Annotated in this window: 10 protein-coding genes; 5 read left to right on the forward strand and 5 right to left on the reverse strand. The window is 74.5% G+C overall.

What is annotated here, in order from left to right; all coding sequences use genetic code 11:
- Positions 1–164: 164 nt before the first annotated feature.
- From ACZ516_RS16090 to ACZ516_RS16100, 3 genes are all read left to right on the forward strand, one after another.
- Positions 165–2,480, forward strand: coding sequence for a heavy metal translocating P-type ATPase (locus ACZ516_RS16090; RefSeq protein ID WP_469010658.1), 2,316 nt, complete (start codon positions 165–167; stop codon positions 2,478–2,480).
- Between the two features lie 196 nt (positions 2,481–2,676).
- On the forward strand, positions 2,677–3,366 hold the full coding sequence (locus tag ACZ516_RS16095) for a copper homeostasis protein CutC (RefSeq protein WP_361088495.1): 690 nt from the start codon (positions 2,677–2,679) through the stop codon (positions 3,364–3,366).
- Between the two features lie 178 nt (positions 3,367–3,544).
- Entirely contained in the window at positions 3,545–4,084 is a 540-nt protein-coding gene (locus tag ACZ516_RS16100) for a DUF2165 domain-containing protein (RefSeq protein WP_469010660.1), read from the forward strand.
- On the opposite strand, the gene ACZ516_RS16105 is transcribed toward ACZ516_RS16100, so the two are convergent.
- The gene (locus ACZ516_RS16105) at positions 4,081–6,141 is read right to left on the reverse strand and encodes a HelD family protein (RefSeq protein ID WP_469010661.1); all 2,061 of its coding nucleotides are present in this window, start codon (positions 6,139–6,141) and stop codon (positions 4,081–4,083) included. The two genes, ACZ516_RS16100 and ACZ516_RS16105, sit on opposite strands and share 4 nt — an antisense overlap.
- Positions 6,142–6,533: 392 nt before the next feature.
- Positions 6,534–9,032 (reverse strand): helicase-associated domain-containing protein, encoded by a 2,499-nt coding sequence (locus ACZ516_RS16110; RefSeq protein ID WP_469010663.1) that lies wholly within the window; start codon positions 9,030–9,032, stop codon positions 6,534–6,536.
- A 336-nt stretch (positions 9,033–9,368) separates the two neighbouring features.
- On the opposite strand from ACZ516_RS16110, the gene ACZ516_RS16115 reads away from it, so the two are divergent.
- Positions 9,369–11,012, forward strand: a complete 1,644-nt coding sequence (locus ACZ516_RS16115) for a DNA repair helicase XPB (RefSeq protein ID WP_358589726.1) — start codon at positions 9,369–9,371, stop codon at positions 11,010–11,012.
- Positions 11,013–11,022: 10 nt separating this feature from the next.
- On the opposite strand, the gene ACZ516_RS16120 is transcribed toward ACZ516_RS16115, so the two are convergent.
- Together ACZ516_RS16120 and ACZ516_RS16125 are read right to left on the reverse strand one after the other, a co-directional pair.
- Positions 11,023–11,424 carry a hypothetical protein gene (locus tag ACZ516_RS16120; RefSeq protein WP_469010665.1) on the reverse strand — a complete coding sequence of 134 codons (402 nt, stop codon included), beginning with the start codon at positions 11,422–11,424 and terminating at the stop codon, positions 11,023–11,025.
- The gene (locus ACZ516_RS16125; protein WP_469010667.1) at positions 11,348–12,592 is read right to left on the reverse strand and encodes a glycosyltransferase 87 family protein; all 1,245 of its coding nucleotides are present in this window, start codon (positions 12,590–12,592) and stop codon (positions 11,348–11,350) included. The genes ACZ516_RS16120 and ACZ516_RS16125 overlap by 77 nt, the downstream gene beginning before the upstream one ends.
- A 141-nt stretch (positions 12,593–12,733) precedes the next feature.
- Between ACZ516_RS16125 and ACZ516_RS16130 the strand changes: the two genes are divergently transcribed.
- Positions 12,734–14,071, forward strand: coding sequence for a hypothetical protein (locus ACZ516_RS16130; RefSeq protein ID WP_469010668.1), 1,338 nt, complete (start codon positions 12,734–12,736; stop codon positions 14,069–14,071).
- Positions 14,072–14,080: 9 nt separating this feature from the next.
- Here the strand turns inward: ACZ516_RS16130 and ACZ516_RS16135 are convergent, their stop codons facing one another.
- Positions 14,081–15,079: an ABC transporter substrate-binding protein gene (locus tag ACZ516_RS16135; protein ID WP_469010670.1), complete on the reverse strand. Its 999-nt coding sequence runs from the start codon at positions 15,077–15,079 to the stop codon at positions 14,081–14,083.
- Positions 15,080–15,085 lie beyond the last annotated feature (6 nt).

Genomic DNA, 15,085 nt, shown 5'->3' on the forward strand with positions numbered 1-15,085 from the left:
ACTCGATGCCTTCGACCATACCCCCTGGGGGTATGACGTCAAGTCCTGGTCCGCCTCGTTCGCTCCTTGCGTCCGATACCCCCCAGGGGTATAAAGGATCTCGTACGACGGATACCCCGGCCCGGTATCGCACCTCTCGCCCACGATCCGAGGAGCCCGCAGACATGTCCACCACCACTCCCGGCACCCCCGAGGCGGCCTCACCCGCCTCTCCCGCCGCCACCGCAGAAGTGGAACTCGCCATCGGTGGCATGACCTGCGCCTCGTGCGCCGCCCGGATCGAGAAGAAGCTCAACCGCATGGACGGCGTCGAGGCGAGCGTCAACTACGCCACCGAGAAGGCCAAGGTCAGCTACCGCGGCGCGGACGTCTCCGTACAGGACCTGATCGCGACCGTGGAGGCCACCGGGTACACCGCCCGGGAGCCCGCGCCCGTACGACAGGACGGCGCGACCGAGCCGGCCGGCCCGGACGGCGAGGAGCGGCGGGCCGACGACGCGCTGCGGCCGCTGCGCGGAAGGCTGATCACCGCCGTGCTGCTCTCCGTGCCGGTCATCGCCATGGCGATGGTCCCCGCCCTCCAGTTCGAGTACTGGCAGTGGCTCTCCCTCACCCTGGCCGCGCCCGTCGTCACCTACGCCGCCTGGCCCTTCCACAAGGCGGCCGTCACCAACGCCCGGCACGGCGCCGCCACCATGGACACGCTGATCTCGGTCGGCACCTCGGCGGCGTTCCTCTGGTCGCTGTGGGCCCTGTTCCTCGGCAGCGCGGGCACGCCCGGCATGACCCACCCCTTCGAACTGACCATCGCCCGCAGCGACGGCGCCGGGAACATCTACCTGGAGGCCGCCGCCGGGGTCACCGCCTTCATCCTCGCCGGGCGCTACTTCGAGGCCCGCTCCAAGCGGAAGGCCGGCGCCGCCCTCAAGGCGCTGCTCCAGCTCGGCGCCAAGGACGTCACCGTGCTGCGCGCCGGCGGCCGCGAGGAGACCGTCCCGGTCGGCGAGCTGACGACCGGCGACCGCTTCCTGGTCCGGCCCGGCGAGAAGATCGCCACGGACGGCAGGGTCGTCGAGGGCGCGTCCGCCGTCGACGCCTCCATGCTCACCGGCGAGTCCGTGCCCGTCGAGGTCGGCGAGGGCGACTCCGTCACCGGCGCCACCCTCAACGTCGGCGGCCGGCTCGTCGTGGAGGCCACCCGCGTCGGCGCCGACACCCAGCTCGCCCGCATGGCGCGGCTCGTGGAGGACGCGCAGAACGGCAAGGCCGCCGCCCAGCGCCTCGCCGACAAGATCTCCGCGGTGTTCGTGCCGGTCGTCATCGGCCTCGCGCTCGCCACCCTCGGCTTCTGGCTCGGCAACGGCGCCGGTCTCACCGCCGCCTTCACCGCCGCCGTGGCCGTCCTGATCATCGCCTGCCCCTGCGCCCTCGGCCTCGCCACCCCGACCGCCCTCATGGTCGGCACCGGCCGCGGCGCCCAGCTCGGCATCCTCATCAAGGGCCCGGAGGTGCTGGAGTCCACCCGCGAGGTCGACACCATCGTCCTGGACAAGACCGGCACCGTCACCACCGGCCGGATGACCTTGCTCGCCACCCACACCGCCCCCGGCACCGAGGCCGTCGACGTACTGCGCCTCGCCGGCGCCCTGGAGCACTCCTCCGAACACCCCATCGCCCGTGCCGTCGCCGCCGGGGCGGCCGAGCGGGTCGGCGCGCTGCCCGCCCCGGAGGACTTCGCGAACGTGGCGGGTCTCGGCGTGCAGGGCGTCGTGGAGGGGCACGCCGTCCTGGTCGGCCGCGAACAGCTGCTCGCGGAGTGGGCGATCCACCTGCCGGTGGAGCTGGAGCGGGCCAAGTCGCAGGCCGAGGCGGCGGGGCGTACGGCCATCGCGGTCGCCTGGGACGGCGAGGCGCGGGCGGTCCTGGAGGTCGCCGACGCGGTGAAGGACACCAGCGCCGAGGCGATCACGCGGCTGCGGGCGCTCGGTCTGACCCCGATCCTGCTCACCGGGGACAACAAGGCGGTCGCCGCTTCGGTGGCCGCGGAGGTCGGCATCTCCCCGGAGCACGTGATCGCCGAGGTCATGCCGCAGGACAAGGTCGACGTCGTCAAGCGGCTCCAGGCCGAGGGCCGGTCGGTGGCCATGGTCGGGGACGGCGTCAACGACGCCGCGGCCCTCGCCCAGGCCGACCTCGGCCTCGCCATGGGCACGGGCACGGACGCCGCGATCGAGGCGGGCGACCTGACACTCGTCCGGGGTGACCTGCGGGCGGCGGCCGACGCGATCCGGCTCGCCCGGCGGACCCTGGGCACGATCAGGACGAACCTCTTCTGGGCCTTCGCCTACAACGTCGGCGCGCTGCCGCTGGCCGCGTCCGGCCTGCTCAACCCGATGATCGCGGGGGCGGCCATGGCCTTCTCCTCGGTCTTCGTCGTCGGCAACAGCCTGCGGCTGCGGGGGTTCCAGCCGCTGGCCTGACGGGCCCGGGCGTGGCCTGAGAGGGCCGGGCGGGGTGACCGGGCGGGGTGTTCTGCGCGTAGGCTGGTCAATTGGACTAGACCTGTGTGACGGTGTGGCCCGTGCGGGCCGTGTGACCCGTACGGGCCGTGTGGGCCGGGACCCCGACGAGAGGGGTGCCGACGAGAAGGCCCCCGACGAGAGGGAAGAGACAGCCATGAGCAAGCGTGCAGTCCTGGAGGTGATCGCCCTCGACGCCGAGGACGCCGTCGCCGCCCGGGCCGGGGGTGCGGACCGCCTCGAATTGGTGACCGACATGGCCGCGGACGGCCTCACGCCGACGCGTGAGACGTTCGCCGCGATCCGGTCCCGCGTCGACATCCCGCTGCGCGTCATGCTGCGACTTGCCGACGGGTTCGCCGCCGGCGACGTCGACGCGCTCGTGCGCCGCGCCCGCGAACTCCGGGCGGAGGGCGCCGACGCGTTCGTCCTCGGCTTCCTCGACGAGGCGGGCGGCGCCGACCTCGGCGCGGTCGAGACGCTGGTGGCCGCCCTCGACGGCTGCCCCTGGACCTTCCACCGGGCCATCGACCGCGCCGCCGACCGCGACGCCCTGCGCAAGCAGCTCGCCGACCTGCCCGGCCTGGACACCTACCTCACGGCGGGCGCCCCGGGCGGGGTCGACGACGGTCTGCCGACGCTGCTCGCCGAGGCGGGGCGCCGGGACGAACCGGGCTACGGGCCCCGGCTCCTGGTGGGCGGCGGACTGCGCCTCGACCACCTGCCGCGCCTGAAGGCGGCGGGCATCGACGCGTTCCACATCGGCGGCGCGGCACGGCCCGGGGGCTGGTCGGAGCCGGTCTCGCCGGGGGCGGTCGAGCGGTGGCGGGCGGCGGTCGACGCGTGAACTCGCCGTGGGCGTCACGGGGGGTCTGCGGTGGTGGGTGTGGTCCGGTTCTTTCGCCGCGGGACTGTGGGGGCTGAGCGCGCAGTTCCCCGCGCCCCTGGGGGGTCTCCGCTGGGCCCCTGCCTTTCCCGCGCCCGGGGGCGCTGAGGTACAACTGAAGGTCGAGGGAGGGAAGTTCATGAACGCTCACGCCAGTCGTACGTTGCCCCTCGCCGTCACGCTGCTCACCGGGACCGTCGCGCTCTACATGGCCCTCGTCGCCTTCGGGAACATCACCGACTTCGGCACCAACCAGCAGTTCGTCCGGCATGTCCTCGCGATGGACACCACCTTCAAGGACGACGACCTGATGTGGCGCGCGGTGGAGTCCACCGCGCTCCAGGACGCCGCGTACGTCGCGATCATCGCGTGGGAGAGCGTCGCCGCGCTGCTCCTCGTCGCCGCGACGGTCCTGTGGGCCGGGGTCCTGCGGCGCCGCACGGATCACCGGCGCGCCCAACGCGTCGGCGCCGCCGGTCTCCTGATGGTGCTGCTGCTCTTCGGCGCCGGCTTCATCGGCGTCGGCGGCGAGTGGTTCGCCATGTGGCAGTCCGAGGACTGGAACGGCCTGGACGCGGCGACCCGCGTCGTGACGCTCGCGGGCCTCGTGCTGCTCGTGACCCTGCTGCCGTCCGCCGCGGGGGCCGCGCCGGACGGCGACAAGGGGCCTGCGGACTAAGCGAGTTGCGTCGGCAGCGGCGCCGCGTGCACGACGGTCAGGCCCGACACGGCACGGGTCAGCGCCACGTACAGCCGGCGCAGGCCCGTCCGCTCGTCGGGCTCGCCGTCGACCACGGCGGCGGGCTCGTCCAGGACCACGTAGTCGTACTCAAGGCCCTTCGCCAGGGACGCGGGCACGAGCGTGAGCCGGGTGTCGGGCGTGGTCTCCTCGCCGGGGTCGAGGTACGTCATCCCGGCCGCCGTCAGTGCCTTCGCCAGCGCCGGAACGCGCGCGTCCGCGGCGATCAGCCCGATGGAGCCCTCCCGCCGCAGCGACTCGGCGCACGCCTCCAGGCAGGCGGCGTCCGGACCGGCCGGATCCTCGTGGGGCACCCGTCGCACCGCGAGCGAGCCAGGGGACTCGCGCACCGAGGCGACCGGCGTGAGGCCCGGCGCGATGTCCGGCAGCAGCCGGGAGGCGTACGCGATGACCTCGCGCGGCACACGGAAACCGGCCGTCAGCTCCTCCACGACCGCGTCCGCCTTGCCGAGGTGGGCGAGGGCCTCGGCCCAACTGCGCGTCGCCCAGGGCGTCGTGCCCTGCGCCAGGTCGCCGAGGACGGTCGCCGAACCGGTCGTGCAGCGGCGCCCCACCGCGCGGTACTGCATGGGGGACAGGTCCTGCGCCTCGTCCAGCACCACGTGCCCCAGCGAGTGCGTGCGCGCGACCAGGTCGGTGGCCTCGTCGATCAGCACCGCGTCGGCGGCCGACCACTTGGCCGACTTCACGCTCCGGGCCGGCTTCGCCCACAGCAGGGCCTTCTGCTCGTCCGCGTCCAGGATCCCGTCCGCGTGCGCGGCCAGGAACGCGGCGTCGGACAGCAGCCGCAGCACCAGTTTCGCCGGGTCGACCGGCGGCCAGACGGCCTTCACGGCCGCCTTCACCGCCGTATCGCGCGCCACCGCGTTCTGCACCCGGTCGTCGGGGGCCTCGCCCGCCTCCTCCATGCGGACCAGGACGGCATGGGCGATGCGCTGCGGCAGCGCGTCGCGGGCGGCGCCGTAACGGATGTCGCGGTCCAGCAACTCCCGCACGATCTCCGCCAGTTCGTACGCCGGTACGCGCCACCGGCGGGAGCCGCGCACGACCATCAGGGGCTCGGTCGGCTCGGTGACGTGCGAGCGCACGGCCCTGCGCAGCACCTGGGCCATCCGGGCGTCGCCCTTGACCAGGGCGGTGGCGGAGTCGTCGGTGCCGCGGACCTCCACGTGCGCCACGAGGTCGTCCACGGTGGCCTGCTTGGCCTCCAACTCGCCGAGCGCGGGCAGTACTTGCTCGATGTAGTGCAGGAAGGACGCGTTGGGCCCGATGACGAGCGTCCCGGTGCGGGCGAGCCGCTCCCGGTGGGCGTAGAGGAGGTAGGCGACGCGGTGGAGGCCGACGGCGGTCTTGCCGGTACCGGGGCCGCCCTGCACGCACACGCTGCCGTTCAGGCCGCCGCGGACGATCTCGTCCTGCTCCGGCTGGATGGTGGCGACGATGTCCCGCATCGGGCCGACGCGCGGCCGCTCGATCTCCTGCTGGAGGAGCCGGCCGGTCCGCTCGTCCTCGGCGGGGTCGCTGAGGTTCTCGTCCTCGTACGCGGTGAGGTCACCGCCCGTGTACCCGAAGCGGCGGCGCAGCGCGACGTCCATCGGGTCCTTCTTGGACGCCCGGTAGAACGGCTGGGAGACGGGCGCGCGCCAGTCGATGACCATCGGGTCGCCGTCGGCGTCGTGCACATGGCGCCGCCCGATGTAGAACTGCTCGCCCTCGGCGCCCTCGGCCTGCTCGGCGCCGGGGGCGTGCAGGTAGTCCAGCCGCCCGAAGAACAGGGGCGTGTGGGCGAGGTCGGCGAGGGACTTGATGCGGTCGTCGATCTGCCGTTCCAGGACGGCGGCGTTCACCCAGTTCGCGGTGACGTCGCGGATGTCGAGGGCCTCGGCGTCCGCGCGCATGGCGCGCAGCGCGGCACGGGACGCGGCGAGGTGCCCGCGTTCGCGGGCGAGGGGGTCGGTCGGGTCGTGCGCCTGCACGGGGTGCCTCCGGCGGTTCAGCGGGGGTGGTCTGTTGCTGCCGCCCGGTTTCCGTCCGGCCGGCGGCGCTCCGCGGGGGAGGCCGGGGAGGGGGCATCCTAGGCGCCGAGGGGCGGCCGTGCCATCGGTTTCTGGCCGGGGGCCTTGGGGGGTGACCTTTCCCTGCGGGTCGGTGGGGGCTGGCCGCGCAGTTCCCCGCGCCCCTAGGGGGTTTCGGCGGGGCTGTTGATGTGCGGTGCCGGGGGTTTGCCTCAGGGGCGCGGGGAACTGCGCGATCAGCCACGACGCACCTGCGGGGGCGGGCCGGGGTCTTGTTTCCGCGCGGGTCGGTGGGGGCTGGCCGCGCAGTTCCCCGCGCTCCTAGGGGGTTTCGGTGAGGCCCCTCGGCAGGCTCAGTCCTCGGCCAGTTCGGCTACGCCGGTTACGCGGTGGAGGGGGAACGTGCGGACCTCGTCCGCCGTGTGGTCGTACGCCGTCACGTAGCCGCCCTCCACCCGGACGGGCGCGATGACCCGCTGGCTCGCGGCACCCTCCGCGTTGACGAAGCCGATCCACACCGCCTCCCCCGTCATCACCGCCGCCTGCATCGTGGCGAGGGTCTCCGCGGACGTCGTACGGGGCAACGCGCCCCCCGGCGTACGGGGGCTCTCCTTGCGGGGCGCCGTCGAGGCCAGATCGCCCGCCCGGATCGCCCGGACGGCCGCGCCGATGAGCGTGGCGTCGGGCAGCGGCGGCCCGTCCGGCACCGGCTCGGGAGCCGAGCGGGGCGGAGTGCGGTGCGCGTGGGCCCGGGTGATCAGGACGTCCCCGTCCGCCGACTCCGCGGCAGGCGCGAAGCCCATCGTGCGGAGCCCTTCGAGGAGCGTGCCGGGGTCCGCCTGCGCGGCCAGCACGGTCGGCGCGAGGCGGCGCAGCCGCAGCCCCTGGGAGCGCTTGTCGGCCAGGATCTCGTTCAGCAGCGCCTCGTCGTCGCAGCGCACATAGGCGGAGGCGGCCCCGATACGCAGGTGCCCGTGCCGACGGGCCACGTCGTCGATCAGATAGGCCAGCGGCTGGGGGACCGGCGTACGGGAGTGCGCCGCGAGGAACGCGTGCAGGTCGGACGCCGACTGCCCGGCGTCGAGCGCCCGCCGCACCGAACCGGGCGTGAAGCGGTACACCGTGGCGCCGCCCTTGGACTCCACGTCGGCGAGCACGGCGAGGGCCTCGGCGAGCGGCCGCTCCAGCGGGCCCGGCGCCACGGCCGTGAGGTCGGCCTGGAGCAGGACGTGATCGAGCGGCTCGGGCAGCAGCGGGGTGAGGATCTCCACCGCCCGGTCGGCGGCTGCGGCCTGCTCGGCAGCGGTCGGCGGACGGACCCCGAGGGTGCCGGGCATCCCCTCCGGGGCGCCGCCGATCAGCGCCCTGCCGTGCGCCGACAGGGCCCCGCGACCGGTGACGCCCAGCAGTTCGGCCTCGTTCAGCGTCCACTGGGCGATGCGGGTCCGCAGGTCGTGCGCGGCCGGCGAGGGCCGCTCCCAGTGCAGGCGGGCCAGGAGGGAGTCGGGGTCGGGCGCCGCGCCCTCGGGGAGCCCCGCGAGGAGGGAGAGGACCCGCCGGCGCACCTCGGGCGCCACCGACCGGTCCAGGTGCGGGCCGAGCGCCGACAGCGTGCGGTCCTTGCCGTCGCGGCCGCCGATCAGGCCCGCCGTGCGGGTCGCCGCGAGCCACGCGGTGGCCAGTACGGCCCAGCGCCGCGGCGCGGGCAGCTCCTGCCACTCGTCGTACGCGGGTGTCGCCGCGTACCGCTCGTCGGCCTCGCCGTCGGAGGCCACCAGGCCGGCCGCGTAGGACAGCTCCACCCAGAAGGCGGCCATCGGCTCGGGCATGTCGAGCGCCACCGCCGTCCGCTTCAGGTCGCGCACGCTCAGACCGCCGGCGCGCAGCACGGCCGGGCCGCCCTCGTCCCACTCCTTGAGGAGTTCCTCGACGGTGGCCAGGGCCGTGTACGCCTGGCCGGCCGCCGTGGCGTCCACAACCTGTGGACGGTGCTCGCGGCCCGGCGCGACGGGCGGCGGCGTCGGCGCGGGCGAGCGGTGGGCGCGGCCCGCGCGCAGGTGCAGGGCCGCCTCGCGCGGCAGCACGACCGTGCCCGGCGCGGTGGGCAGGAGCAGGCCGCGGTCCAGCAGCCAGCGCAGATGGCGGGCCGGGTCCGCGGTGACCTGGCCGTAGGGAGGACCCCAGACCAGGCGGGAGAGGACCTCCACGGACTCGGCGGGCGCCTCGTCCAGGAGCGCCGACATGCGGGCGCGGTCCGTGAACAGCGCGGTGAGGGCCTCGACCGCCGAGACCGCGTCATGCGTGGTGGGCAGGCCCGCCGCCGCGACGATGTCCTGCATCCGGGTCGGCGACATGCCGGCCGTGGCCTCGGCGACGGTCGGGCCCAGACCGGTCGGGGAGGGGTGCTGGGGGCTCGGGGCGAGCAGCTCGCGGGCGGTGCGGACCAGGCGGAGCCGGTCGTCCGTGCCCCACACCAGGGCCTGCCCGTGCAGGGTGCGCAGGGCGCCGGGCAGGGCGTCGGCGACCGCCGCGTCGCCGTCGTCCCCGGCGAGCAGGCCGAACAGCTCCTCGTACGACGTGGGCTCCGGGGCCACCGCCAGGGTCTGCGCCACCTGCTGCGTGAACAGGTCCAGGCGCTCCAGGGCGCGCACCACGGAGGCGCGGGTGCCGGCGCGGGCGGCGAGCTGCGTCAGGTCCGTGGGGACGGGGTTGAGGAGGTCCGGGCGGGCGTGCAGCAGCTCCGCGAGGGCGTCGTCCTCGCGGGTACGGAGCGCTTCGGCGAGGGAGCGGGGGGTGTCCCCCTTTTGGGGGGGACGGCTCTCCTGGGGGTGCGGCGGCTCGTCGGTGCTCATCCGGCTCACGTTAGCGGGTCTTGGGCGTGGGGCGGGGGGTCTGAGGGCTGGGGGCTTGTTCTTCGCCTGCGGGTGGGCGGGGGCTGGCCGCGCAGTTCCCCGCGCCCCTAGGGGGTTTCGGCGAGGGCTGTTGATGGGGGGTGCCCGGGGTTTGCCTCAGGGGCGCGGGGAACTGCGCGAGCGGCCACGACGTGCCCGCGGGGGCTGGCCGCGCCGTTCCCCGCGCACCTTGGGGCCTTCCTAGGGGGCCGGCCAGGCGTCCGGTGAGGGTTATGGCGTGGGGCCAAGACGGCGATGCGGCACACTGGACGTTTGGGCTAGGGAAAGGGCGGGCGCGTGAACGGTCCCCTTATCGTGCAGTCGGACAAGACACTCCTGCTGGAGGTGGACCACGAGCGGGCCGACGCCTGCCGTCGTGCCATCGCCCCGTTCGCGGAGCTGGAGCGCGCCCCGGAGCACATCCACACCTACCGCGTGACCCCGCTCGGCCTGTGGAACGCCCGGGCCGCCGGGCACGACGCCGAGCAGGTCGTGGACGCGCTCGTGGAGTTCTCGCGCTACCCCGTCCCGCACGCCCTGCTCGTCGACGTCGCCGAGACGATGGCGCGCTACGGCCGCCTCACCCTCTCCAAGCACCCCACCCACGGGCTCGTCCTGACGACCACCGACCGGCCCGTCCTCGAAGAGATCCTGCGGTCCAAGAAGGTCCAGCCGCTCGTCGGGGAGCGGCTCGACCCGGACACCGTCGCCGTCCACCCCTCCGAACGCGGGCAGATCAAGCAGACCCTGCTGAAGCTGGGCTGGCCCGCCGAGGACCTCGCCGGGTACGTCGACGGCGAGGCGCACAAGATCGACCTGGACGAGAGCGGCTGGACGCTGCGGCCCTACCAGCAGCAGGCCGTCGAGGGCTTCTGGCACGGCGGCAGCGGAGTGGTCGTGCTGCCCTGCGGCGCCGGGAAGACCCTCGTCGGCGCCGGAGCCATGGCGCAGGCCAAGGCGACCACGCTCATCCTCGTCACCAACACCGTCTCCGCCCGCCAGTGGAAGCACGAGCTGGTGAAGCGGACCTCCCTCACCGAGGACGAGATCGGCGAGTACAGCGGGACCAGGAAAGAGATCCGTCCCGTCACCATCGCCACGTACCAGGTCCTGACGACGAAGCGGAAGGGCATCTACCCGCACCTGGAGCTGTTCGACTCCCGCGACTGGGGCCTGGTCATCTACGACGAGGTGCATCTGCTGCCCGCGCCCGTCTTCAAGTTCACCGCCGACCTCCAGGCGCGCCGCCGCCTCGGCCTGACCGCGACCCTCGTACGGGAGGACGGGCGCGAGTCCGACGTCTTCTCGCTCATCGGGCCCAAGCGGTTCGACGCCCCGTGGAAGGAGATCGAGGCGCAGGGCTACATCGCGCCCGCCGACTGCGTGGAGGTGCGGGTCAACCTGACCGACGGCGAGCGGCTCGCGTACGCCACGGCCGAGGCCGAGGAGAAGTACCGCTTCTGCGCGACGACGGCGACCAAGCGGAAGGTGACCGAGGCGCTGGTCAAGAAGCACCAGGGCGAGCAGACCCTGGTCATCGGCCAGTACATCGACCAGCTCGACGAGCTGGGCGCCCACCTGGACGCGCCCGTCATCAAGGGCGAGACGACCAACGCGCAGCGCGAGAAGCTCTTCGAGGCCTTCCGGCAGGGCGAGATCTCCGTCCTCGTCGTGTCCAAGGTCGCGAACTTCTCCATCGACCTGCCGGAGGCCACCGTCGCCATCCAGGTGTCGGGCACCTTCGGCTCACGCCAGGAGGAGGCGCAGCGGCTCGGCCGGGTGCTGCGGCCCAAGGCGGACGGGCACGAGGCCCGCTTCTACTCCGTCGTCGCGCGGGACACCATCGACCAGGACTTCGCCGCGCACCGGCAGCGGTTCCTCGCCGAGCAGGGGTACGCGTACCGGATCGTCGACGCGGACGAACTGCTCGCCGGCGACTGAACCGGCCCCCTCACGCGCCGATCAGGAGCGCGGCGGGGACCGCCACGACCGACGCCCAGGCGAACGCCGTCCGCAGCCACGCCGCGCCCGTGTCGCGCGGCGTGCACCAGCCCGCCGTCAGGCAGCCGAGGCCCGTGAACGCCGCCAGGACATAGCGGGCCACCAGCTCCCGGTGCGCGGGCGTCGACGCGCCGCCGAGGTCCGCGTCGAGCCGGACGACCAGCAGACCGACCCCCAGGAGCAGCAGGACGGCCGGGGTGGCGAGGGCCAGGCCCATGACACGGGACGGCGCCGGGTCGGGGCGGGCGGTGTCACCGGCGGCGTCACGGGCGGTGTCACCGGCGGGGGAGTGCGTGGCCGGGGCGCGGGTGTGCGGGTCGGCGGTCGTCCTGCTCGGCCAAGTTCGTTCCATGGGGCGAGTCAACCTCGGGGCGTGGCGGCGGCACCTCGGTGCGCGTACTCAGACGCGTACTCAACAAGAGCGGCAGTACGAGGGCGAGCAGGGCGTACGGCGACGCCAACGGCTGCTGCCACCAGGGCAGCCGCAGGTCCAGGTCGCCCTGGTGGGGCAGGAGCCAGAAGGTGCGGGCCGTGAAGAGCGCGGCCACGGCGGCGGCCGGGCGCGGCCGGCCCTCGGCGACCAGGAGGACCAGCAGCGGCACGCACCACACCCAGTGGTGCGACCAGCTGATCGGGCAGACCAGCAGGGTCGTGAACGCGGCCAGGAGCACGGCGCGGGGCCCGTCGGGCGTACGGCGGATCAGCCACAGCCCGGCGGCCGCCGTCAGGGCGGCGGGGACCGCCCAGGCGAGGCCCGGTTCCGCCGTGTGCAGGGCCCGCGCGAGCAGGCCCTGGAGCGACTGGTTGTCGACGATCCACGCCTTGCCGACCCGGCCCGTCTCGAAGACGCGGCGCGTCCAGAAGTCGACGCCGGCGCCGGGCAGCACCAGCACGCCGGCGAGGACGGTCCCGGCGAACGTTCCCAGAGCGGTGACGGCCTCCCGCGTCCGCCCGACGACGAAGAGGTACGCGACGAAGAACACCGGGGTCAGTTTGATCCCGGCGGCCACGCCCAGCGCGACGCCCCGGCCGGGGGCGCCCCTCGGCCGGGTCAGGTCCCACAGGACCAGACAAGCCACGGCGAGGTTGACCTGCCCGAACACGACGGTCTGGAAGACCGGTTCCAGCCACAGCGCGAGGGCGGTGGCCGCGCACAGCCGGCGGGGGCGGAGGCGCAGGCCTGCCAGCCGGCAGGAGAGGTGCAGGAGCAGCCCACAGAGGGCGGTGTTGCCGACCAGGAAGAGGAGCTTCAGGGCGGGCACGGGGAGCCAGGCCGCCGGTACGAAGAGGAGCGCGGCGAACGGCGGGTAGGTGGCGGGGAGTTCCCACGCGGTGACCGTGAACCCGTACAGATCGCCGCCGTCGAGCACGGCCCGGCCCTCGGCGCGGTAGACGAGGGCGTCGGCCATGGGGACGTGCCGGACGACGCAGAGCGCGGCGAGGGCGGCCAGGGAGAGCGGCGGGGCGAGGAGGGTGAAGGTCGCCGTGGGGGAGGGGCGCGGGACGCGGGGGTACTTCACGGGGGGACGGTAACGGCTCCCGGCGGGCCGCCCGGGGACCGGCGCACACCGCCGCGCGGGCCGGTGTTGGAGGCACCCCCGTCCCAACCGGTACCGTCGGGGCCGGGGAAGAACCAACGCAGCCGCCCCGGAGGGGACTTCGTGGGGATCGAGAGCGATCAGCTGGTCTACGACTATCTGAGCCGGGTCGGGGACCTGGCCCAGCAGCGGCAGTTGACGTCCGGCGACCGTATGCGCCTGGTCGCCGACCTGCGCCTGCGGATCGACCGCGACCGCGCCGGGGCGACGGCCGACACCCCCGCCGCCGTCCGCCGCATCCTGGCCCGGCTCGGCACCCCCGAGGACGTCGTCGACGCGGCGGGCGGCCCCCCGGGCCCCACCACCCCCTCCCCGCCCCCCGCACCCCGGCCGAGCACCCCCCACCCGGCCGTCCCCACCCAACGAGCCCCCCGCCCACGCCGCAAGCCGGCGCCGAACCCGCCGAGACAGACACCCGAAGCCGAAGCCCGGGACACGGACGGCGCCACCGGAAGCGGGGGCACGGGCGGGGCCGGAAGCGGGAGCCTGCGCGGCGACAGCGGCAGGAACGCGGGCAGCGGCGCGGGCGGTGGCGGGCGTAGGGGCCTGGACGGCGACGGCGGCAGGAACGCGGGCGCCGGCGGGCGCGGGGGCCTGGACGGCGACGGCGGCAGGAACCCGGGCGGCGGTGAAGGCGGTGGGGGCGAGGCGGTCAAAGGGCTGCGGCGGCTCGTGCCGCGGCCCCGCCGCGCTCCCAAGGCCCCGCCCCTGGAGGGACTGGAGGGCCTCGCGGGGCTGGAGGGGCTGGACGGGTCCCGCCCGTCCCCGCCGCACCTCGCGGGCTCGCACGAGCTGGGACCGAGCGGCTCCGAGCCCGACTGGTGGCGCCTGGACAGCAGCCCCTTCGGCCTCGCCGACAGCGTCCCCGGCTTCGTCGGCGGCGTGGAGATCCCCGAGATACTGAAACCGCCGCCGGCCCCGGACGACCCCGTACGCCCGGCCAAGGACGGCAGCGCGAAGGGCGACGCGGTCGACGGGCCCCTGGACGCCGACGAGTTCGGCGAGGACGACGAAGCCGAGGGGCGCCGGTGGTGGCGGCCCCGGCTCGGCGGCGAGGGCGTGCGGTTCGCCAACCCCCTGCTCCTGTGCGCCGCGGCACTGCTCCTCGTGGGCGCCGTCCTCGGCAGCCTGCCCGCCCTCGGCGGCGGCTGGCTCATCGCCTACCTCTCCCGCAGGCTCACCCGCGCCGAGGCGAAGTGGGCCGTGTTCGGGATGCCGGGGCTCGCGGTGGCCGCCGGTCTGGCCTGGCTGTGGGGGCGTACGGACGGCAGGTGGGGCGAGCCGGTCCGGGAGGGCCACATGAGCGACGCCATCGCCGGGACCTGGCCGTGGGTGGTACGCGGCGCGGCCGTCGCCTCCGCGCTCTTCCTGGTGTGGAGATCGCAGCGGCGACGGCTGTGAGCGCCCGGCCTACTTCTCGGTGAGGTCCGCCCGCAGCTCGTCCAGGATCCGGTCCGCCGCGGTGTAGCCGATGCCCTGGATCCACAGCTCGTCGTCCACGGTGTGGACGTTGCCCGATTTCACCGCCTTCATGTTCTTCCACAGGCCGCTGCTCGTGGTCCGCGTCTGCTTGGCCTTCTTCGGGTCGCCGTACGTGGACCGGAAGATGACGTCGGTGTCCGCGAGGTCGATCTTCTCGGGGGAGAGGTCGTAGGAGAAGCCGTCCTTCGCCTTCGCGGAGATCGGGGCGCGGCCGAGACCGACGTCCTTGAGGATGGTGGCGATGTAGCTCTGCTCGCCGTAGAGCCGGATGTCGGCGCCTTCCACGAAGCGGATGACGTTGACCTTCGTGCGCTCGGCCTTCGCGGGCCCGCCGATGGCCTCGGTGACCTTCCGGGCGTGCGCGCGGTAGTCGGCGACGACCTTCTTCGCCTCCGCCTTCTTGCCCAGCGCGTCCGCGTGCACCTGGAAGTTCTCCTTCCAGGGGTAGCCGGTCGTCTCGGTCATGACCGTCGGCGCGATCTGCTTGAGCTGGTCGTACTTGGCCGCGTGCCGGATCTTCGAGGTGAGGATCAGGTCCGGTTCGAGCGCCGCGATGGCCTCCAGGTCGGGGTTCAGCATCTCCCCGACGTCCTTGACGCCGCTGACCTTGTTCCTGGGCAGGTAGCCGGGGAAGCCCGAGCCGGCCTCGACGTGCGTGGCGCCGACCGGTGTGACGCCGAGTGAGATCGCGGAGTCCAGCTCGGCGGTGTCCAGGACGACGACCCGCTTCGGGGCGACGGGGACCGACACGTCCCCCATGGCGGTGCGCACCGTGTGCGTCCTGCCCCCACCGGAGCCCTTGCCGGAGCCGGAGGAGTCGGAGGAGCCGCAGGCGCCGAGCGCGAGCGCGCCGGTCAGCGCCAGGGAGGCGGTGAGGAGCGCGCGACGGCGAGGCGAGGAGCGGAAGCGGGAGACGGTCAGGGGCATGGGGAC

The organism is Streptomyces sp. NPDC034037 (genome assembly GCF_055575715.1).

Excerpts from the sequence above, each read along its gene's own strand:
- ACZ516_RS16090 (WP_469010658.1), top strand. The coding sequence starts at position 165 with ATGTCCACCACCACTCCCGGCACCCCCGAGGCGGCCTCACCCGCCTCT.
- ACZ516_RS16095 (WP_361088495.1), top strand. The coding sequence starts at position 2,677 with ATGAGCAAGCGTGCAGTCCTGGAGGTGATCGCCCTCGACGCCGAGGAC.
- ACZ516_RS16100 (WP_469010660.1), top strand. The coding sequence starts at position 3,545 with ATGAACGCTCACGCCAGTCGTACGTTGCCCCTCGCCGTCACGCTGCTC.
- ACZ516_RS16110 (WP_469010663.1), bottom strand. The coding sequence starts at position 9,032 with ATGAGCACCGACGAGCCGCCGCACCCCCAGGAGAGCCGTCCCCCCCAA.
- ACZ516_RS16120 (WP_469010665.1), bottom strand. The coding sequence starts at position 11,424 with ATGGAACGAACTTGGCCGAGCAGGACGACCGCCGACCCGCACACCCGC.
- ACZ516_RS16135 (WP_469010670.1), bottom strand. The coding sequence starts at position 15,079 with ATGCCCCTGACCGTCTCCCGCTTCCGCTCCTCGCCTCGCCGTCGCGCG.